Source organism: Duganella sp. OV510 (genome assembly GCF_900100205.1).
Taxonomy (GTDB): Bacteria; Pseudomonadota; Gammaproteobacteria; order Burkholderiales; family Burkholderiaceae_D; genus Rugamonas.
Map to the genome: position 1 here is coordinate 45,738 of NZ_FNEQ01000012.1, position 21,253 is coordinate 66,990.

At 62.1% G+C, this 21,253-nt stretch carries 19 protein-coding genes; 17 read left to right on the forward strand and 2 right to left on the reverse strand.

The features are described 5' to 3' along the window. Positions 1–344: 344 nt before the first annotated feature. The 16 genes from gyrA to BLS51_RS25900 all read left to right on the forward strand — a co-directional run bounded on the left by gyrA (position 345) and on the right by BLS51_RS25900 (position 17,651). Positions 345–2,975, forward strand: coding sequence for a DNA gyrase subunit A (gene gyrA, locus BLS51_RS25825; RefSeq protein ID WP_090191150.1), 2,631 nt, complete (start codon positions 345–347; stop codon positions 2,973–2,975). An 81-nt stretch (positions 2,976–3,056) separates the two neighbouring features. Continuing rightward, positions 3,057–3,593 (forward strand): DUF2059 domain-containing protein, encoded by a 537-nt coding sequence (locus BLS51_RS25830; RefSeq protein WP_090191152.1) that lies wholly within the window; start codon positions 3,057–3,059, stop codon positions 3,591–3,593. Positions 3,594–3,612: 19 nt separating this feature from the next. Continuing rightward, a complete protein-coding gene (gene serC / locus BLS51_RS25835; RefSeq protein ID WP_090191155.1) occupies positions 3,613–4,710 on the forward strand; it encodes a 3-phosphoserine/phosphohydroxythreonine transaminase in 1,098 nt (365 codons plus the stop codon). Next, positions 4,707–5,780, forward strand: coding sequence for a prephenate dehydratase (gene pheA, locus BLS51_RS25840; RefSeq protein ID WP_090191157.1), 1,074 nt, complete (start codon positions 4,707–4,709; stop codon positions 5,778–5,780). The genes serC and pheA overlap by 4 nt, the downstream gene beginning before the upstream one ends. A gap of 15 nt (positions 5,781–5,795) precedes the next feature. Then, the gene (gene hisC, locus BLS51_RS25845; protein ID WP_090191160.1) at positions 5,796–6,905 is read left to right on the forward strand and encodes a histidinol-phosphate transaminase; all 1,110 of its coding nucleotides are present in this window, start codon (positions 5,796–5,798) and stop codon (positions 6,903–6,905) included. Continuing rightward, entirely contained in the window at positions 6,906–7,817 is a 912-nt protein-coding gene (locus BLS51_RS25850; protein WP_175472692.1) for a prephenate dehydrogenase, read from the forward strand. Between the two features lie 89 nt (positions 7,818–7,906). Continuing rightward, a complete protein-coding gene (gene aroA, locus BLS51_RS25855) occupies positions 7,907–9,220 on the forward strand; it encodes a 3-phosphoshikimate 1-carboxyvinyltransferase (RefSeq protein ID WP_090191163.1) in 1,314 nt (437 codons plus the stop codon). Between the two features lie 5 nt (positions 9,221–9,225). Continuing rightward, positions 9,226–9,894 (forward strand): (d)CMP kinase, encoded by a 669-nt coding sequence (gene cmk / locus BLS51_RS25860; protein WP_090191166.1) that lies wholly within the window; start codon positions 9,226–9,228, stop codon positions 9,892–9,894. 70 nt (positions 9,895–9,964) lie between these two features. Further along, a complete protein-coding gene (gene rpsA / locus BLS51_RS25865) occupies positions 9,965–11,641 on the forward strand; it encodes a 30S ribosomal protein S1 (protein ID WP_090191169.1) in 1,677 nt (558 codons plus the stop codon). A gap of 10 nt (positions 11,642–11,651) precedes the next feature. Next, the gene (locus BLS51_RS25870) at positions 11,652–11,957 is read left to right on the forward strand and encodes an integration host factor subunit beta (protein WP_072787195.1); all 306 of its coding nucleotides are present in this window, start codon (positions 11,652–11,654) and stop codon (positions 11,955–11,957) included. A gap of 112 nt (positions 11,958–12,069) precedes the next feature. Further along, positions 12,070–12,375 carry a LapA family protein gene (locus BLS51_RS25875; RefSeq protein ID WP_090191172.1) on the forward strand — a complete coding sequence of 102 codons (306 nt, stop codon included), beginning with the start codon at positions 12,070–12,072 and terminating at the stop codon, positions 12,373–12,375. A gap of 9 nt (positions 12,376–12,384) precedes the next feature. Continuing rightward, a complete protein-coding gene (gene lapB, locus BLS51_RS25880; protein ID WP_090191175.1) occupies positions 12,385–13,560 on the forward strand; it encodes a lipopolysaccharide assembly protein LapB in 1,176 nt (391 codons plus the stop codon). Positions 13,561–13,571: 11 nt separating this feature from the next. After that, on the forward strand, positions 13,572–14,939 hold the full coding sequence (locus BLS51_RS25885) for a UDP-glucose dehydrogenase family protein (protein ID WP_090191177.1): 1,368 nt from the start codon (positions 13,572–13,574) through the stop codon (positions 14,937–14,939). A 10-nt stretch (positions 14,940–14,949) separates the two neighbouring features. Further along, positions 14,950–15,873, forward strand: a complete 924-nt coding sequence (rfaE1, locus tag BLS51_RS25890) for a D-glycero-beta-D-manno-heptose-7-phosphate kinase (protein WP_255369075.1) — start codon at positions 14,950–14,952, stop codon at positions 15,871–15,873. Positions 15,874–15,976: 103 nt separating this feature from the next. After that, on the forward strand, positions 15,977–16,273 hold the full coding sequence (locus BLS51_RS25895; RefSeq protein WP_090191179.1) for a ComEA family DNA-binding protein: 297 nt from the start codon (positions 15,977–15,979) through the stop codon (positions 16,271–16,273). A 55-nt stretch (positions 16,274–16,328) separates the two neighbouring features. Beyond that, a complete protein-coding gene (locus BLS51_RS25900; RefSeq protein WP_090191185.1) occupies positions 16,329–17,651 on the forward strand; it encodes an MBL fold metallo-hydrolase in 1,323 nt (440 codons plus the stop codon). 78 nt (positions 17,652–17,729) lie between these two features. Here BLS51_RS25900 and BLS51_RS25905 read toward each other — a convergent pair whose 3' ends face one another. Then, positions 17,730–19,499 (reverse strand): FAD-dependent oxidoreductase, encoded by a 1,770-nt coding sequence (locus BLS51_RS25905; RefSeq protein WP_090191188.1) that lies wholly within the window; start codon positions 19,497–19,499, stop codon positions 17,730–17,732. Positions 19,500–19,623: 124 nt separating this feature from the next. Between BLS51_RS25905 and cysM the strand changes: the two genes are divergently transcribed. Further along, on the forward strand, positions 19,624–20,526 hold the full coding sequence (cysM, locus tag BLS51_RS25910) for a cysteine synthase CysM (protein ID WP_090191191.1): 903 nt from the start codon (positions 19,624–19,626) through the stop codon (positions 20,524–20,526). Positions 20,527–20,588: 62 nt separating this feature from the next. On the opposite strand, the gene BLS51_RS25915 is transcribed toward cysM, so the two are convergent. Continuing rightward, positions 20,589–20,942 (reverse strand): hypothetical protein, encoded by a 354-nt coding sequence (locus BLS51_RS25915; protein ID WP_175472693.1) that lies wholly within the window; start codon positions 20,940–20,942, stop codon positions 20,589–20,591. Positions 20,943–21,253: the final 311 nt, after the last annotated feature.

Here is a 21,253-nt window from a genome sequence, read left to right on the forward strand (position 1 = left end):
GGGGAATTCTACCACGCAGGGGCGTCAGGCTCATTTCCCGCTTGCGAATCAAGCAATTGACTTCTCGTCCATTTTGCCACAAGCGATGAAAGTCCTTTAAAACGCTCCAACATGGCGCTATTTCGGATTCGACCAAAATGTTGTTTTGTTGCAACGTGATTGTCGATAATAATTGAGTAATGTGTCATGAATATTACAACTTGTTACCGTGCGCGACGGTGCGCTACACCGCATGAATGCGGCCTCGACGCGGTTTTCCGCTAGTTGCCTTGCGCGCATGCTAAAATCGAACGCTTGCCTGTCTCTTGGGAGAGGCTCAATAAACCACAGTAAACGACCGGCCAATGGATCAATTCGCAAAAGAAACAATCCCTATTTCCCTCGAAGAAGAGATGCGCAAGAGCTACCTCGATTACGCCATGAGCGTGATCGTCGGCCGCGCCTTGCCGGACGTGCGTGACGGCCTCAAGCCTGTCCACCGCCGCGTCTTGTACTCGATGCATGAATCGAATTACGTGTGGAACCGCGCTTACGTGAAGTGCGCCCGCGTGGTCGGCGACACCATGGGTAAATACCACCCGCACGGCGACGCCTCCATCTACGACACGCTGGTGCGCATGGCGCAGCACTTCTCGCTGCGCTACATGCTGGTCGACGGCCAGGGCAACTTCGGCTCGGTCGACGGCGACGGCGCGGCAGCGATGCGTTACACCGAGTGCCGTCTCGACAAGATTTCCAGTGAACTGCTGGCCGACATCGACAAGGACACGGTCGACTTCCAGCCGAACTATGACGGCAAGGAAAAAGAGCCGACCGTCCTGCCGACCCGCATTCCCAACCTGCTGATCAACGGTTCGTCCGGCATCGCGGTGGGCATGGCCACCAATATTCCGCCGCACAATCTGCATGAAGTGATTGCCGGCGCGCTGCATGTGCTGCAAAACCCGGAATGCTCGATCGACGAACTGATCGAACTGATCCCGGCGCCGGACTTCCCGACCGGCGGCACCATCTACGGCGTCTCCGGCGTGCGCGATGGCTACCGTACCGGCCGTGGCCGCGTCGTCATGCGCGCCAAGACCCACTACGAAGAGTACGGCAAGGACGGCGGCCGCACCGCCATCATCGTTGACGAGCTGCCGTACCAGGTCAACAAGAAATCGCTGCTGGAACGCATCGCTGAAAACGTCCGCGACAAGAAGCTGGAAGGCATTTCCGACATCCGCGACGAGTCCGACAAGTCGGGCATGCGCGTGGTCATCGAGCTGAAGCGCGGTGAAGTGCCGGAAGTGGTGCTGAACAATCTGTACAAGCAAACCCAGTTGCAGGACACCTTCGGCATGAATATGGTGGCGCTGGTCGACGGTCAGCCGAAGCTGCTGAACCTGAAGGAAATGCTGTCGTGCTTCCTGTCGCACCGCCGCGAAGTGGTGACGCGCCGTACCGTGTTCGAACTGCGCAAGGCGCGCGAACGCGGTCACGTGCTGGAAGGCCTGGCAGTCGCGCTGGCAAATATCGACGACTTCATTGCCCTGATCAAGGCGGCGCCAACGCCGCCGGTGGCGAAAGCCGCGCTGATGGACCGTTCGTGGGATTCGTCGCTGGTGCGCGAGATGCTGGCCCGTACCAGCGAAGGCAGCACCATCGGCGGCATCGACGCCTTCCGTCCGGAGCACCTGCCGAAGCACTACGGCATCCAGGCCGATGGCATGTACAAGCTGTCCGACGACCAGGCGCAAGAAATTCTGCAAATGCGTCTGCAACGCCTGACCGGCCTGGAACAGGACAAGATCGTCAACGAGTACAAGGACGTGATGGCGGAAATCGCCGACCTGCTGGACATCCTGGCCACGCCATCGCGCGTGACCACCATCATCACCGAAGAAATGACCTCGGTGGTGACCGAGTTCGGCGATCCAGCCAAGGATCCGCGCCGCTCCAACATCGAGCACAACGCGTCCGACCTGAATACCGAAGATCTGATCACGCCGCAGGATATGGTGGTGACCTTGTCGCACACCGGCTACATGAAGTCGCAGCCGATTTCCGAGTACCGCGCGCAGAAACGCGGCGGTCGCGGCAAGCAGGCCATGGCGACCAAGGAAGAAGACTGGATCGACCAGCTGTTCATCGCCAACACGCACGACTACATCCTGTGCTTCTCCAACCGTGGCCGCCTGTACTGGCTGAAGGTGTGGGAAGTGCCGCAAGGCTCGCGCAATTCGCGCGGCAAGCCGATCGTCAACATGTTCCCACTGGCGGACAACGAGAAGATCACGGTCATCCTGCCGCTGTCGGGCGAGAACCGTACCTTCCCTGAAGACCACTACGTGTTCATGTCGACCAGCCTGGGCACCGTGAAGAAGACGCCGCTGAAAGACTTCAGCAATCCGCGCAAGGCCGGCATTATCGCGGTCGACCTGGACGAGGGCGATTTCCTGATCGGCGCCGCGCTGACCGATGGCGAACACGATGTGATGCTGTTCTCCGACGCCGGCAAGGCCGTGCGCTTCGACGAGAACGACGTGCGTCCGATGGGCCGCAACGCCCGTGGCGTGCGCGGCATGAATCTCGACGAAGGCCAGCGCGTGATCGCGCTGCTGGTGGCCGAGAACGAGCAGCAGTCGGTGCTGACCGCCACCGAGAACGGCTTCGGCAAGCGTACCCCGATCACCGAGTACACCCGTCACGGCCGTGGCACCAAGGGCATGATCGCCATCCAGACCTCCGAGCGCAATGGCCGCGTGGTGGCTGCAACGCTGGTCGATTCGACCGACGAGATCATGCTGATCACCACCGGCGGTGTGCTGATCCGCACCCGCGTGGCGGAGATCCGCGAGATGGGCCGCGCCACCCAGGGCGTGACGCTGATCGCGGTGGAAGACGGCACCAAGCTGTCCGGCCTGCAGCGCGTGGTCGAGACGGATATCGATGAAGTGGAGCTGGAACCGGGCCCGGATTCAGCGACGGAGTAAAGCTCACCTAAACAGGAGCCAGCGGGGCCACGACTATTGCGCGACAATAGAACTGGCCCCGTTGTTATTTAAGGAGATTACATGAAAAAATTCGTAGCATGCCTGGCCACCTCGCTGGCCCTGATCGGCGCCCCCGCCGCCTACGCGCAAACCGCCGACGCCGCGTCCACCGCCGCCGCCAAGGAGCTGTTCGAGTCGATGAACTATCGCACCGTGATGATCGGCGCCATGCAGCAGATGGCGCAGGGCATGGGCGCTTCGCTGCGCGCCGGCGCCGAGGCCTCGATCAAGAACAATCCCAAGCTGAGCGACGCCGACAAACAGAAGGCGCTGGCGAAGATGGAAGCCGAACTGCCTGCGGCGATCAACGCCATGCAGAGCGTAATGAACGACCAGACGCTGGTGGATGACATCCTGGCCGAAACCGTGCCGCTCTACGCGCGCCACTTCAGCGCCGATGAGCTGAAACAGATCACCGCCTTCTACCGCTCGCCGGTCGGCGCCAAGATGCTGAACCTGATGCCGCAGCTGATGGGCGAGGGCATGCAGGTGGGCCAGCAGATCGTCCAGCGCCGCATCGGCCCGATGCTGCAAAAGCTGCAGCAGGGACAGAAATAATCCACATCTAAGGAACGCAATGACGCACATCTACAACTTCTCCGCCGGCCCTGCCGTACTGCCGAAGGAAGTGCTGGCGCAAGCCGCCGCCGAAATGCTGGACTGGCATGGCAGCGGCATGTCGGTGATGGAGATGAGCCACCGCGGACCGGAATTCATATCGATTTACAAGGCAGCGGAGCGCGATCTGCGCGAGCTGCTGGCAGTACCGGACAATTACAAGATCTTGTTCATGCAGGGCGGCGGTCTGTCGCAGAACGCCCTGATCCCGTTGAACCTGCTGGGCCACAAGCCCGCCGGCGCAACCATCGATTTCATCCACACCGGTTCGTGGTCGGACAAATCCATCAAGGAAGCGCGCAAGTACGCCAATGTCAATGTGGTCGCCTCGTCGAATACCGAAGTGCCGCCGCAAGCCGGCTGGCAGCTGACGCCTGGCGCCGCCTATCTGCACATGTGCACCAACGAGACCATCGGCGGTGTCGAATACCAGCCGGATTTCAATGATCCGCGCCTGAAGGACGTGACGCTGGTGGCCGATATGTCGTCGCACATTTTGTCGCGCCAGATCGACGTGTCGAAATACGGCGCCATCTTTGCCGGCGCGCAGAAGAACATCGGCCCGGCCGGTGTCACCATCGTCATCATTCGTGATGATTTGCTGGGCAAGGCGCTGCCAGTCTGCCCGTCGGCGTTTGATTTCAAGCTGGTGGCCGACAATGAATCGATGTACAACACGCCGCCTACCTATGGCATCTATATCGCCGGCCTGGTGTTCCAGTGGCTGAAGCGCCAGGGTGGCGTGGCCGAGATGGAGCGCCGCGCCCAGGCCAAGGCCGAACTGCTGTACAACGCGCTGGACGCCAGCGACTTTTACGACACCCGCGTAGCGCCACAAAACCGCTCGCGCATGAACGTGCCTTTCTACCTGACGGACGAGAGCAGGAACGAAGCATTCCTGGCCGGCGCCAAAGCGCGCGGCCTGCTGCAACTGAAGGGCCACAAGTCCGTCGGCGGTATGCGCGCATCGATCTATAACGCGATGCCTATCGAGGGCGTGCAAGCGCTCGTAGACTACTTGAACGAATTCGCAGCGAATGCGAGCAATAAGCCATGAACGACAAACTGAAACCCTTGCGCGAACAGATCGACTCGATCGACGCGCAAATCCTCGACCTGCTGAACCAGCGCGCGCGCGTGGCGCAGGAAGTCGGCCATGTGAAGGCCGAAACCGGCGCACCGGTGTTCCGTCCGGAGCGCGAGGCGCAGGTGCTGCGCGGCGTGGCCGATCGCAATCCCGGCCCGATGGGCAACGCGGAGCTGCAAACCATCTGGCGCGAAATCATGTCTGCCTGCCGCTCGCTGGAGAAGCGTGTCACCGTGGCTTTCCTCGGCCCGGCCGGCACCTACAGCGAGCAGGCGGTGTACGAACAATTCGGCACTGCCGTCGACGTGCTGTCGTGCTCCTCAATCGATGAAGTGTTTCGCGCCACCGAGGCCGGCACGGCCGAATTCGGCGTGGTGCCGGTTGAGAATTCGACCGAGGGCGCCATTGGCCGCACGCTTGACCTGATGCTGCACACGCCGCTGACCATCAGCGGCGAAGTGTCGATCGCCGTGCGTCACAGCCTGCTGACCGGTACCGGCAATATGGACGGCGTCACCGCCATCTGCGCCCACGCGCAAGCGCTGGCGCAGTGCCAGATCTGGCTGAACAATAATTATCCTGACCTGGAGCGCATCGCCGTGTCGTCCAACGCCGAAGCGGCGCGCATGGCGCGCGACGACCACAGGCTGGCGGCGATTGCCGGCGAGCGCGCTGGCGTGCGTTACAGCCTGGGTACGGTCAAGGCCAACATCCAGGATGATCCGCACAACCGCACCCGTTTCGCGGTGATTGGTTCGCTGCAGGCCGGCCCGTCGGGCGAGGATCGCACCTCACTGGCGCTGGCGGCGCCGCACAAGGCCGGTTCGATCTACCGCCTGCTTGGATCGCTGGCGCAGCATGGCGTGTCGATGACGCGCTTTGAATCGCGCCCGGCGCGCACCGGCACGTGGGAGTACTACTTCTACGTCGACGTGCAGGGCCATGTGCAGGACGAGGCAGTGGCCAGGGCGCTGGCCGAACTGCAGGGCAACGCTGCCTTCTTCAAGGTGCTGGGTTCCTACCCGGTCAGCCTGACCTGATTAGAGAGAGACATTATGAGCAAGAACTACGGTCCTGAATACGTCCGCGCCATCGCCCCTTACCAGGCAGGCAAACCAATTGCCGAAGTGGCGCGCGAGTTTGGCCTGGATGAAGCCAGCATCGTCAAGCTGGCGTCGAACGAGAATCCGTTTGGCGTGCCGGAATCGGCCAAGCAGGCGATGGCTGCCGCCATCGCGGAACTGGGGCGCTATCCGGACGCCAACGGCTTCGATCTGAAGGGCGCGCTGTCCAGACGCTACGACGTGCCGGCTGACTGGATCACGCTGGGCAACGGCTCCAACGACATCCTGGAGATTGCCGCGAAAGCCTTTGTCGAGCGTGGCCAGTCGGTGGTCTACGCGCAGTATTCGTTTGCCGTGTACGCGCTGGCGACACAGGGCATCGGCGCGCAGCACATCGTGGTGCCGGCCAAGGCCTATGGCCACGACCTGCCAGCGATGCTGGCGGCGATCCGCGAAGATACGCGCCTGGTGTTCATCGCCAATCCGAATAATCCGACTGGCACGTTCATCCCGGCAGCGGAAATCGAAGCCTTCCTGGCCAAGGTCCCGGCGCACGTGGTGGTGGTGCTGGACGAGGCCTACAACGAATTCCTGGCGCCGCAAGACCAGTTCGAGTCGGCCGAGTGGGTGAAGAAGTATCCAAACCTGCTGGTGTCGCGCACCTTCTCCAAGGCGTACGGCCTGGCGGGTCTGCGCGTGGGCTTCGCGATCGCGCAGCCGGCGGTCACGGACCTGATGAACCGCATCCGCCAGCCATTCAACGTCAACTCGCTGGCGCAGGCGGCGGCCATTGCGGCGTTGAACGACAAAGAGTTCCTGGCGCGCGGCGCGGCCAATAATACCGAGGGCTATCAGCAATTGATCGCGGCGTTCGACAAGCTGGGACTGGAGTACGTGCCATCGTACGGCAACTTCGTGCTGGTGAAAGTGGGCGAGGATGCAAGCGCTGGCGCGCGCATCAACCTGGCGCTGCTGAAGCAGGGCGTGATCGTGCGTCCGGTTGGTGGCTACGGCCTGCCGGAGTGGCTGCGCATCTCCATCGGTCTGCCGGAAGAAAACGAAGCGTTCATCGAAGCGCTGACGAACGCATTGGCGGAATAAATGCTGAACAAGGTTGTTATTTTCGGCGTAGGCCTGATCGGCGGCTCGTTTGCGCGGGCGCTGAAGAAGGCCGGCGCCGTGCGCGAGATCGTCGGCGTCGGCCGCTCGGCCGCCTCGATGGCGCGCGCGCTGGAGCTGGGCATCATCGACGCCATCGGCGTGACCGGCGAGTCGTCGCTGGCCGCCGCACTGGCCGGTGCCGACCTGGTGCTGCTGGCGGCGCCGGTGGCGCAGACCGAGGCGATACTGGCCGCGATCGCACCGCACCTGCAAGCCGGCACCATCGTCACCGACGCCGGCAGCACCAAGTCCGACGTGGTGGCCTCCGCACGCCGTGCGCTGGGCGACAAGATCGCGCAGTTCGTGCCCGGCCACCCGATCGCCGGCCGCGAAACCAACGGCCCGGACGCCGCCATCGATCACCTCTACATCGGCAAGAAAGTGGTGCTGACCGCGCTGGCAGAAAACCGTGAGGCCGACATCGAACGCGTGGCCGCAGCATGGCGTGCATGCGGCGCCATCATCCACCGCCTGACGCCGGAAGAACATGACAAAGTGTTCGCCGCCGTCAGCCACCTGCCGCACCTGCTGGCCTATGCGCTGGTGGACGACATCGCCCGCAAGCCGCACGCCGGCCTGTTGTTCCAGTACGCCGCCAGCGGTTTCCGCGACTTCACCCGCATCGCCGGCTCATCGCCGGAAATGTGGCGCGACATCAGCCTGGCTAACCAGCCGGCCCTGCTGGCGGAGCTGGACGCGTACATGGCACAATTGACGCTGCTGCGCGCGCAACTGGCGGCCAACGACGGCGCAGCGCTGGAGCATGTCTACAGCAACGCCCAGCACGCCCGTCACCAATGGATCACCGCCATCGAAGCAGCCGAAGCGCCGCCATCGCCCGATAAAGAATAAATTCGGGGTCAGTGCCGACATTCGGACATTGGCTCGCGCACGACCCAATGTCCGAATGTCGGCACTGACCCCGAAGTTAAGGAAAGCATATGACTCACGAATATATTGATCTGCAAACGATCCCCCACGTTGAAGGCGCGGTGCGTTTGCCGGGCTCGAAGTCCATCTCCAACCGTATCCTCTTGTTGTCGGCGTTGTCGGAAGGGGAGGTGGCGATTGTTGATCTGCTGGCGTCGGACGATACCGCCGTCATGCTGGCGGCGCTGCGCTCGCTCGGCGTGCTATGGACCGAAGAGAAAACCGCCACCGGCACCATCCACCACGTTACCGGCGTCGCCGGCGTGCTGCCGAATAAATCGGCCGATCTGTTCATGGGCAACGCCGGCACCGCCATCCGTCCGCTGACCGCAGCGCTGGCCGTCATCGGCGGCGACTACACGCTGCACGGCGTGCCGCGCATGCATGAGCGTCCGATCGGCGACCTGGTCGACGCGCTCAACGCCGCCGGCACCAACGTCGAATACACCGGCAACCCAGGCTTCCCGCCGCTGCACATCAAGCAAGGCAAGATCACTACCCAGCGCCTGTCGGTGCGCGGCGATGTGTCGAGCCAGTTCCTGACCGCGCTGCTGATGGTGGCGCCGCTGATGGCCAAGGATCACGCGATCACCATCGACGTGACCGGCGAACTGATTTCCAAGCCGTATATCGAAATCACGCTGAACCTGATCCGCCGCTTCGGCGTCAAGGTCGAGCAGGATGGCTGGGCGTCGTTCACCATTCAGCCCGGCCAGGTCTACCAGTCGCCGGGCACCATCCACGTTGAAGGCGACGCCTCGTCGGCCTCGTACTTCCTGGCGGCCGGAGCGATTGGCGGCGGTCCGGTGCGGGTCGAAGGTGTCGGTAACAACAGCATTCAGGGCGACGTCCGCTTCGCCGCCGCGCTGGCGCAGATGGGCGCACAGATCACCATGGGCGACAACTGGATCGAAGCGCGCGCCAACGGCCCGCTGAAAGCCATCGACGCCGACTTCAACCACATCCCCGACGCCGCCATGACCATCGCCGTGGCCGCACTGTACGCCGACGGCCCGTCGACGCTGCGCAACATCGCCAGCTGGCGCGTCAAGGAAACCGACCGCATCGCCGCCATGGCGACCGAACTGCGCAAGGTCGGCGCGATTGTGGAGGAGGGCCCGGACTACATCAAGGTAACACCGCCTGCCGCCATCGCAGCTGCTACCATCGATACCTACGACGATCACCGCATGGCGATGTGCTTCTCGCTGGTGTCGCTGGACGGCGCGCTGCGCAAGGGCGCGGCCACCCGCATCAACGATCCGAAATGCGTGAACAAGACTTTCCCTGACTACTTCACCGCGTTTGCGAAAATAGCAAAGTAACCGATATGCCAACTTCCCAGATTCCAGTCATCACCATCGACGGCCCGACCGCTTCCGGCAAGGGCACGGTCGCCCACCGCGTTGCCGACAAGCTCGGCTTCCACTACCTGGATTCCGGCGCGCTGTATCGCTTGACCGCGCTGTCGGCGCTGCGCCGCGACACCGACCTGAGCGATGAGCATGCGCTGGCCAAGCTGGCCGAACACCTGCATTGCAGTTTCCAGGGCGGCGACATCATCCTGTCGCATGAAAACGTCACCGACGCCATCCGCGCGGAAGAGGTCGGCAACACGGCGTCCAAGATCGCCACCTTCCCGGCCGTCCGCCACGCGCTGACCGGGCTGCAACTGGGTTTCCGCAAGGCGCCGGGGCTGGTCGCGGACGGCCGCGACATGGGCTCGGTAATCTTCCCGCACGCCCCGCTGAAGGTGTTTTTGACCGCCTCCGTGGCCGCCCGTGCGGGGCGCCGTTATAAGCAATTGATAGGCAAGGGAATTTCTGCTAATATGGAAGACCTCCTGATGGATTTGCAGGCCCGCGACGACCGTGATACGAAACGGACCATCGCGCCGCTGATCCCGGCAGAAGGCGCGCACGTGCTCGATACCTCGGAAATGACTGCTGATGAAGCGGTCGACCAGGTCTTGAAATGGTACGCCGGCATCACCAAGTAATACCTTTTATTAACCTAACCCAGTTGAAGTCGCATCCTGCGAGCCTTACTGGCTGACCTGGAAGTTTATTATGGAAAGTTTTGCAGCCCTCTTCGAAGAATCCCTGTCGCGTCAAGATATGCGCTCGGGCGAAGTAATTTCGGCTGAAGTCGTTCGTCTGGATCACAACTTCGTGATCGTCAACGCAGGCCTGAAATCGGAAGCTTTCATCCCTGTTGAAGAATTCAAGAATGACCAGGGCGAACTGGAAGTCAAAGTAGGTGACTTCGTTTCCGTGGCCATCGAATCGCTGGAAAATGGTTTCGGCGATACCATCCTGTCGCGCGACAAAGCCAAGCGTCTGGCTTCGTGGCTGGCACTGGAAAAAGCAATGGAGTCGGGCGAGATCGTCGTCGGCACCGTGAACGGCAAAGTCAAGGGCGGCCTGACCGTTCTGACCAACGGCATCCGTGCCTTCCTGCCAGGTTCGCTGGTGGACACCCGTCCAGTCAAAGACACCACCCCATTCGAAGGCAAAACCCTCGAATTCAAAGTTATCAAACTGGACCGCAAGCGTAACAACGTCGTTCTGTCCCGCCGCGCCGTCATCGAAGCTTCGATGGGCGAAGAGCGTCAGAAACTGATGGAAACGCTGAAAGAAGGCACCGTGGTAACCGGCGTTGTGAAAAACATCACCGACTACGGCGCGTTCGTGGATCTGGGCGGCATCGACGGCCTGCTGCACATCACCGACCTGGCATGGCGTCGTGTGCGTCACCCATCGGAAGTGCTGACCGTTGGTCAAGAGATCACCGCAAAAGTCCTGAAATACGATCAAGAGAAGAACCGTGTTTCGCTGGGCGTGAAGCAACTGGGCGATGACCCATGGACCGGTCTGTCGCGTCGTTACCCACAAGGCACCCGCCTGTTCGGTAAAGTGACCAACCTGACCGACTACGGTGCGTTCGTTGAAGTTGAACAAGGCATCGAAGGCCTGGTACACGTTTCCGAAATGGACTGGACCAACAAAAACGTCGCGCCTAACAAAGTTGTCCAACTGGGCGACGAAGTAGAAGTGATGGTTCTGGAAATCGACGAAGAGCGTCGCCGTATCTCGCTGGGCATGAAACAGTGCAAAGCCAATCCATGGGACGACTTCGGTGTGACCCATAAGAAAGGTGACAAAGTCCGCGGCGCGATCAAATCGATCACCGACTTCGGCGTGTTCATCGGCCTGGCTGGCAACATCGACGGCCTGGTGCACCTGTCCGACCTGTCGTGGACCGAGTCCGGCGAAGAAGCCGTGCGCAAGTTCAAGAAAGGTGACGAACTGGAAGCCATCGTTCTGGCGATCGACGTTGAGCGTGAGCGCGTTTCCCTGGGCGTCAAGCAACTGGAAGGCGATCCATTCAACAACTACGCAGCGATGAACGACAAAGGTTCGCTGGTTAACGGCACCGTGAAATCGGTTGAGCCTAAAGGCGCCGTGATCCAGCTGTCGGAAGAAGTTGAAGGCTACCTGCGCGCTTCGGAAATCTCGCGTGACCGCGTGGAAGATGCTGGCACCCACCTGAAAGTCGGCGATGCCGTCGAAGCTCTGGTGATCAACATCGACCGTAAAGCACGTTCGATCCAGCTGTCGATCAAAGCGAAAGACTCGGCTGACACCGCTGAAGCGATGAAAAACATCGCTTCGGACAGCAACGCTGCTTCGGGCACCACCAGCCTGGGCGCACTGCTGAAAGCTAAGCTGGACAACAAAAACTAAGAACTAGTCGATGACTAAGTCCGAGTTAATCAACCGCCTGGCTGAGCGTTATTCTCAGCTGGTGGCCAAAGATGCGGAATATGCCGTCAAAACCATCCTGGATGCGATGACCAACGCTTTGTCGACTGGTCAGCGCATCGAGATCCGCGGTTTTGGCAGCTTTGCCCTCAACAGCCGGCCACCGCGCATCGGACGCAATCCGAAGTCGGGCGACAAGGTGATGGTGCCCGAAAAACGGGTGCCTCATTTCAAGCCGGGCAAGCAATTGCGCGAGCGGGTTGACGCGATGGTCGGACAACCGATTATCGAGGACTGAAGCATTCAATAGTTAAGCAAAAAGCGGCGTCCTTCGGGATGCCGCTTTTTTTTTGTTGCCCGAGGTGAGCTATACTGGCGCTCTCGGACTTTATTCAACAGGACAACGGCTGATGAAATTCATCTCCCCCATCGTAGGCTTCATCATTTTTGTCTTGTTTTTCGGCTTCGCGCTGAAGAACTCGCAGGAAGTCGATCTGCAACTGTTCCTGCATTACGAGCTGCGCGGCCCGCTGGTGCTGATGCTGCTGGGCTTCTTTGTCGCTGGCGCCGCGCTTGGCGTGCTGGCGCTGACGCCGACCGTGTTCCGCCACCGCCGCGAAACCAACAAGCACAAGACCACCATTCACACGCTGCAATCCTCGGCGCAGCAGGCCACCCGCCAGCCGCAGCCGGACAGCGTCAATACACAACAATAATCAGCACACATGGAATTTGAACTCTGGTGGTTACTCGGTATCCCGGTCCTGTTCGGCCTGGGATGGCTGGCTGCGCGCGTCGATATGCGCGCCGTGGTGTCGGAGTCGCGCACGCTGCCGCGCGGCTATTACAAAGGCCTGAACTTCCTGCTCAACGATCAGCAGGACAAGGCGGTCGACGCCTTTATTGAAATCGTCCGGCTCGATCCGGAATCGGCCGATATGCACTTCGCGCTGGGCAACCTGTTCCGCCGCCGTGGCGAAACCGAGCGCGCCATCCGGATTCACCAGAACCTGCTGGCGCGTCCCGATCTGCCGCAGGACCAGAAGGATCACGCCAAGTACGAGCTGGGCATGGACTACCTGAAGGCGGGTCTGCTGGACCGCGCCGAGGAAACCTTCAATACGCTGCTGAACGGCGCCTATGCGGTGCAGGCGAGGCGTGCGCTGCTGGAGATTTTCCAGCGCGAGAAGGAATGGCCGCGCGCGATTGAGGCAGCGATCGGCCTGCAGGAATCGGGCGCCGGTTCACGTCAGAAGCAGATCGCGCAGTTCTACTGCGAGCTGGCGCAGGATGCGCTGGTGCACCTGCATCCTGAGCAGGCGCTGGAACTGCTGGAAAAATCGCTGCAGGCTGACCGCGTCAACGTGCGCGCCACCATGCTGACCGGCGACGCCCAGCTGGCGCAGGGCGATGTCGAGGCGGCGCTGGTCAGCTGGCGCCGTGTCGAGCAGATCAGCGTGCCGCACGTGGCGCTGGTGGCGCAAAGGCTGATGGATGGCTACCGCAAGGTCGGCCGTTCGCAGGAAGGCTTGAACCTGCTGAAATCGTATCTGGAACAGGCGTCGTCGATCGACCTGATCGAGGTGGTCTATAAAGTGGTGCTGGAGCTGGAAGGCGTCGATGCCGCCAAGCAGCTGGTATCCAACGAATTGCGCCGCACACCGACCTTGCTGGGCCTGGACAAGCTGCTGGAAGCGCGCCTGGTCGATGCACCGGCCAACTTGGTGACCGAGCTGTCGATGGTGAAGAACCTGGTGCACGGCTATACGCAGAAGCTGGCGCGCTACCAGTGCAGCCATTGCGGTTTCAAGTCGCGCCAGTTCTACTGGCAGTGCCCTGGTTGCAGCCGCTGGGAAACCTACCCGCCGCGCCGCACCGAAGAACTTAACGTCATGAATTAAAGAGTCTCACCATGAAAATCACCATCATCGGTACCGGCTATGTGGGCCTGGTCACCGGCGCCTGCCTGGCGGAACTGGGCAACGACGTGTTCTGCCTGGACGTCGACCAGGCCAAGATCGACCTGCTGAACAACGGCGGCATCCCGATCCACGAGCCGGGCTTAGACGAAGTGGTGGCGCGCAACCACGCCGCCGGCCGCCTGCATTTTTCGACCGACGTGGCTGCCTCGGTGGCGCATGGCGAAGTGCAGTTCATCGCGGTCGGCACGCCGCCGGATGAAGACGGCTCGGCCGATCTGCAATACGTGCTGGCCGCCGCCCGCAATATCGGCAAGCATATGACCGGCTTCAAGGTCATCGTCGACAAGTCGACCGTGCCGGTTGGCACCGGCGACCGTGTGCGCATCGCCTTGCAGGAAGAGTTGCACAAGCGCGCCAGCGACGCCAGCTTCACCGTGGTGTCGAATCCCGAGTTCCTGAAAGAAGGCGCGGCGGTGGAAGACTTCATGCGCCCGGACCGCATCGTCATCGGCCACGACAGCAGCGCCGAAGGCTTGCAGGCGGCCGCGCTGATGAAGCGCCTGTACGCGCCGTTCAACCGTAACCACGAGCGTACCTTCTGGATGGACGTGCGCTCGGCCGAATTCACCAAGTATGCCGCCAACGCCATGCTGGCGACCCGCATCTCGTTCATGAACGAACTGGCCAATCTGGCCGACAACGTTGGCGTCGACATCGAAGCGGTACGCCGCGGCATCGGTTCCGATCCGCGCATCGGCCACAGCTTCCTGTACGCTGGCGCCGGTTATGGCGGCTCCTGCTTCCCGAAAGACGTGCAGGCGCTGGAGCGCACCGCGCGCCACTATGAGCAGGACTTGCAGATTCTGCGCGCGGTGGAGTCGGTCAACGACAAGCAGAAACTGGTGCTGGGCCGCAAAGTGCTGTCGCGCTTCGGCGCCTACCTGGGCGGCAAGCATTTCGCCATCTGGGGCCTGGCCTTCAAGCCGAACACCGACGATATGCGCGAAGCGCCGGCGCGGGTGCTGATCCGCCAGCTGCTGGACGCCGGCGCCACGGTGGCGGTGTACGACCCGGTCGCCATGCCGGAAGCCAAACGCGTGCTGGCGCTGGACCTGAGCGCCGCCGAACAGGCGCGCGTGCGCTTCGCCGACAGCCCGATGGATACGCTGACCGGCGCCGAGGCGCTGGCCATCGTTACCGAGTGGAAGGCCTTCCGCAGCCCGGACTTCGACAAGATCAAGGCGGCGCTGAAGCACGCCGTCATCTTCGACGGCCGCAATCTGTTCGAGCCGGATGTCATGGCCGAGTTGGGCTTCGAATACCACGGCATCGGCCGTTCTGTGCTGACCCGCAACTAAGAGGCTGATTGTGACGACGAATCTGGACAAAGTACGCATCCTGGTGGTGGGCGACGTGATGCTGGACCGCTACTGGTTTGGCGATGTCAGCCGCATTTCGCCGGAAGCGCCGGTGCCGGTGGTGCGCATCGAGAAGCGCGAAGCGCGCCTCGGCGGCGCCGCCAACGTGGCGCGCAACGCGGCCGCGCTGGGCGCGCAGGCCGGCCTGCTGGGCATCGTCGGCAACGACGAGGCCGGCGACGAGGTGCAGCAGTTGCTGGAAGGTTGCGGCATCCGCAGCTACCTGAAGCGCGACGACGCCATCTCCACCATCATCAAGCTGCGCGTCATCGGCCGCCAGCAGCAGATGGTGCGCATCGATTTCGAGGAAGCGCCGACCGATACCGTGCTGCGTGACAAGCTGGAACAGTTCAAGGCGCTGCTGGCCGACTACGACGTGATCGTGCTGTCGGACTACGCCAAGGGCAGCCTGGTGGCAGTGGCCGACATGATCGCCGCCGCGCGCGCCGCCGGCAAGGTGGTGATGGTCGATCCGAAAGGCGATGATTTCAGCCGCTACGCCGGCGCCACCGTGCTGACGCCAAACAAGTCGGAGTTCAAGCTGATCGCCGGCACCTGGAGCAGCGAAGCGCAACTGACCGCCAAGGCACAAGCCTTGCGCGCCGAGCTGAAACTGGACGCATTGCTGCTGACCCGTTCGGAAGAGGGCATGACCTTGTACACCGACGGCGCCCAGTTCCACATGCCGGCCCAGGCGCGCGAAGTGTTCGACGTCTCCGGCGCCGGCGACACCGTGATCGCCACGCTGGCCTGCATGCTGGGCACTGGCGCCGGCTGGCAGGAAGCGGTGGAAACCGCCAACCGCGCCGGCGGCATCGTGGTTGGCAAGCTGGGCACGGCAACGGTTACCCACGCCGAATTGTTCCCGTCTTGATCTGGCTCAGCAGTGCGCGGTCAACCGCGCCACTGCCGGGCGCCGTTGTAGGTGACGCAAGGTGCGAATGGTCGCCCTTGCTTAACCTTCACGGAGACATTCCATGTACAAGAAACTATTGCTGGCCCTTGCCACGCTGCTGGCAAGCATGACCTTCGCCTGGGCGCAGGTCGACGTCAACAAGGCCGACGAAGCCGCGCTGGATGGCATACGCGGCCTCGGCCCGGCCAAGACCAAGGCCATCCTGGAAGAGCGCAAGAAAGGCGAGTTCAAGGACTGGGCTGATTTTGAGTCGCGCGTCAAAGGTATTGGCGCCAAGAACGCCGCGCGGCTGTCCGAGGCTGGCCTGCAGGTGAACGGCAAGCCGAAAGACGGCGCGCCGCCGAAGTCCGCCAAGTAATCCCCATGCCGCGCGCGACGTGACGCCGTGCGCGGCGCATGAGATGATGCGGGCTATGAAAATTTCCCGCATCCTCCACGCCGGCTACGCGATTGAAAGCGGCGGCACGCAGATCCTGTTTGATCCGGTGTTTGAAAACCCGTTCAGCAGGAATTGCCACGCATATCCGGAGGTGCGGTTCGAGCTGGCGCAGGTGCGCGCCTTGCGGCCGGACGCGGTATTCATTTCCCATTTTCACGACGATCATTGCTCGCTGGAGAGCCTGGACCTGCTCGATCGCGCTACGCCAATTTACCTGTATTGCCTGTTCGATGAACTGTTCGCGATGATACGCGCGCTGGGTTTCAGCAGCGTAGAGCCGTTGGCGCTGGATGTGCCGGTGCAGATCGGCGCCATCGAAGTGATACCGCGCCGCGCGCTGGAGGCGGACGTCGATTCGATGTTCCACATCCGCGCCGAAGGCCTGGAAGTGCTGAACGTGGTCGATTCGTGGATGGACCCGGAAACGCTGGAGCAGCTCAAACCGTTTGCGCCGTGGGACATGGTGCTGTGGCCATTCCAGACCATGCGCGAGGTGGACGTGATCGCGCCGTCGCGCGCCGAGCGCGGCCCGGCCGCATTGCCGGAGGAATGGCCTGAGCAATTGCAGGCGCTGGCGCCGCGCTACGTGGTGCCGAGTTCCTGCCAGTTCCGCCAGGAGCCATGGTCGTGGTACAACCACGCGCTGTTCCCGATCACCTATCGGCAGTTCGGCGCGGCGATTGCCGAGTGGCTGCCGGATGCGCAGGTGGTGCGCCTGAATCCGTCGGTGTCGGTGGAGCTGGATGCGGCCGGTTTGACGCCGTCGTCGTCGCTGCCGTGGGTGGTGCCGGTGGGCGAGCAGGACGTCGACTACGAATATGATCCCGGTATCGAGCCGCCGCCGACGGCGGAGATCGCGCGTCACTTCGTGCCGCTGACGGCCGAGCAAGCCGCACTGGTGCTGGACTTCTGCCGCAGCGGACTGCTGCAGCGCTACGCAGACATGGAGCTGCCGGAAGACAGCTACTTCTCCACGCCCTGCGTATGGCAGCTGTCGGTCTACGATCATGATGGCCAGGTGCAGCAATTCCGCTACCAGATCCACGGCGACCATATCGCGCTGACCGGCGACGAAGAAGCACCAAGCTGGTTGACCGAAATTCCGATGGCGAAACTGTACGCCGGCCTGGCGCTGGGCGAATCGCTGACCAGCATGTATATGCGCATCAACGGCGCCCCGGCGGACGCCGACATCGTCGACGATCCATTGATCCGCACGTTGTTCGACAACGCCTTCGCCGCCTACCAGGCCGCACAGTTGAAGCGCCTCATGGGTGCGCCACAGGGCCGCTCCTAAAGTCCGGTTCTGACCCCTGTGCGTGCTGGCCAGCGCCGCGTGGCGCCGGCGTAAAGCTGCAAAAGCAGCTTAAGCCTGCTATCGGGAGATATGCGCGGCCGGCAGGTTCGCCAGGAACTGGTGAATCTGCGAAACCACTGCCGCGCCTTCACCCACAGCGGCGGCAACCCGCTTGGTCGATGTCGCGCGCACGTCGCCGATGGCAAATACGCCCGGCACGCTAGTCTCCAGCGCAGCGCGGGACGGCAAATCGCGCGGGTAGACGCCGTTGGCGAAGTTGGCCTTGCACTGCGCCTTGGTGACGTCGAAGCCGGTGCGGATGAAGCCATTGGCGTCAACATCCACACCGCAGTCGCTCAGCCAGCCCGTATTCGGCTCGGCGCCGATGAACAGGAACACACGGCACACATCGTAATCGCGCTCGGCGTCGGCACGCGCATCGCGCACGCGTACTTGCCGCAAGCCATCCTCATCGCCTTCCAGCGCGACGATCTCGGAGCAGGTGTGCAATTCGATATTCGGCGTCGCCTGGATGCGTTCGATCAGGTAGCTGGACATGGTGGACGACAGGCTGTCCTTGCGGATCAGCATGTGCACCTTGGACGCGTAGCCCGACAGGAACACCGCCGCCTGTCCGGCCGAGTTGCCGCCACCGACCAGAATAATTTCTTCGGTCTTGCACAGCTTGGCCTCGACCGGCGACGCCCAGTAATACACGCCCTTGCCCTCAAACTGCTTCAGGTTCGCCAGCGAAGGACGGCGATAGCGCGCACCGCACGACAGCACCACGGTCCTGGCTTGCAGCCGTTGCAGGCTGCCGCACATTTCCACTTGCAGCGGATAGGTGTCGCAGACCAGCCGCCCGGCCGGCGCCGGAATGGCGATCTCGACGCCAAACTTTTGCGCCTGCACGTAGGCGCGGCCGGCCAGTGCACGGCCCGACACGCCGGTCGGGAAACCAAGGTAGTTTTCGATGCGCGCGCTGGCGCCAGCCTGGCCGCCGTAGGCGCGGGTATCCAGCGCCAGCACCGACAAGCCTTCCGACGCCGCGTACACCGCCGTCGCCAGCCCGGCGGGGCCGGCGCCAACCACGATCACGTCCCATACCTTGTCGGTATCCAGTTCGGGCAGCATGCCGAGGCAGCGGCCGATGTCGACCACGGTGGGATTCTTCTTGACCAGGCCATCCGGGCAGACCACCAGCGGTAGCTCTTCCGCCTTGGGCTGGTAGTGCGCCATCAGGTCGGCGGCCTGCTGGTTGTGTTCCGGATCCAGCACGATGTGCGGATGGCCGTTAGCCTGCAGGAAAGTTTGCAGCGTATGTATCCGGCCATGGCCGCGCGGCCCGACGATCACCGGTCCACCCGACGATTGCTCAATCAGGCCGACGCGGCGCAAGATCAGCGCGCGCACGATGCGTTCGCCCAGTTCGGCATGCGCCACCAGCAGCTGGCGCAGCGATTCCGACGGCACCACCAATACTTCGACATCGCCCACCGCGTGGCCGTTGCCCAGCGCCGGACGGCCGGACAATTGCGCCACTTCGCCGCTGAACTGGCCGGGCAGGTGCGTGGTCACATACGAGGTGTTGCCGAGGCCATCATAGCGGTTGACTTCGATGCCACCCTTGAGCACCAGCATCAGGCCGAAGCTGGTCTTGCCTGCCTCGAAAATCATCTCGCCGTTCTTGAAGCACACCACGTGGCCGAAACGTTGCATGTGGCGCACGTCGGTGGCGCTCAGCGTCGGGAAAATCTGGTGGCTGCGCTGTTCCAGGTTGAGCAGGGCGGATGGCGCCGGCTCGTCCGGAATTTCTTCAGGTAGCAGTTCTGCGGTGGAGGTGGACATGACGGTTCCGGATGTGAAGCTGGTTGTACGAGTGTTGCAGTCTAGCGTAAGCCGGGGGCTCTGTGGGTCGCATTCCCCCATCTGGGCTAAAATGGTTGTTTTGGCGAACTCTAACAAGAACACGATGGCTTACAAGACTCTGCAAGATACGATCGGCAACACGCCCCTGGTGCAGCTGGTGCGCCTGCCCGGCGCGGACGCCGCCGCCCGCAACAATATTATTCTCGGCAAGCTGGAAGGCAACAATCCGGCCGGTTCGGTCAAGGACCGCGCGGCGATGTCGATGCTGATGCGTGCCGAGGAGCGCGGCGACATCAAGCCGGGCGACACGCTGATCGAAGCCACCAGCGGCAACACCGGCATCGCGCTGGCGATGGCGGCCGCCATCCGTGGCTACAAGATGCTGCTGCTGATGCCGGAAAACCTCAGTGTCGAGCGGCGCCAGAGCATGGCCGCCTACGGCGCGCAGATCATGCTGACGCCGAAGACCGGCGGCATGGAATATGCGCGCGACATGGCCGAGCAGCTGCAAAAAGACGGCAAGGGCATCATCCTCGACCAGTTCGGCAACCAGGACAATGCCCGCGCCCACTATGAGAGCACCGGCCCGGAAATCTGGCGCGACACCGATGGCCGCGTTACCCACTTTGTCAGCGCCATGGGCACCACCGGCACTATCATGGGCACCTCGCGCTACCTGAAGGAACAGAATCCGGAGGTGCAGATCATCGGCGCCGAGCCGGAAGAGGGTTCGTCGATTCCCGGCATCCGCAAATGGCCGGAAGCCTACCTGCCGAAGATTTATGACCGTTCGCGCGTTGACCGCGTGGAATCGGTGTCGCAGGCGGCGGCCGAGCGCATGGCGCGCCGGATGGCGGCGGAAGAGGGGATTTTCTGCGGCATCTCGGCGGCCGGCGCCTGCGAGATCGCGCTGCGCATCTCGCAGACGGTGGAGAACGCCACCATCGTGTTCATCGTCTGCGACCGTGGCGACCGCTACCTGTCGACCGGCGTATTCCCGGCGTAGAAGTAACAACGCCCTCGTCCCTTGTGTAAAAGGGAGGAGGGCGCTACTGGCAACCGGGCGGATCAGCCCTGGTTGTTATTGGTGCCACCGCCTGGGGTTTCACCTTCTTTTGGTTTGAACTGCTTGTCGCTGATGCGGAACTTGTTGCGGCGGTCGCCCATCAGGTAACGCAGGTCACGGATGCTCAGGTCCGACACTTCGTGCATGCGGATCAGCAGCGAGGCGCCGACTGGCAGGCGATGGTGACGGATTTTGCTGATGACCGGTGGCGCCACTTCCAGTGCGCGCGACAAGGCTGCGTCGTTTTTCAGGCGCAGGTTCTCGATCAGGGTATCGAGCAGGCGGTTGGGATTGTATTGCAGCAGATCATCGCCATCCGCATCGTTGTTCATGTCTATGCCGACTTGGTTTGTCATGTCGTCTTTTCCTTCTGTAAAGTTGTCCTGCAAAGTACAACACTCGGGGCTTTGCTGCCGTCAATGTCCAATCCTTACCAGGAGTATTCACGCACGGACACGGATTTCAGGATAACAAGTTATATAATATATACACAATTGTACAACATCGCGCAATCTAATACTCGACAGCAATAAAAAAAGTCAGTCTTCCCGTGGAGTATTGTTGTCGCGTTGCAACAATGTGTGAGAATTATACACTGACTTCTATGCTATGCTGCCCACGCACACTTTTAATTATGAATTAAAGTTAATTATATAACAATCGTTGT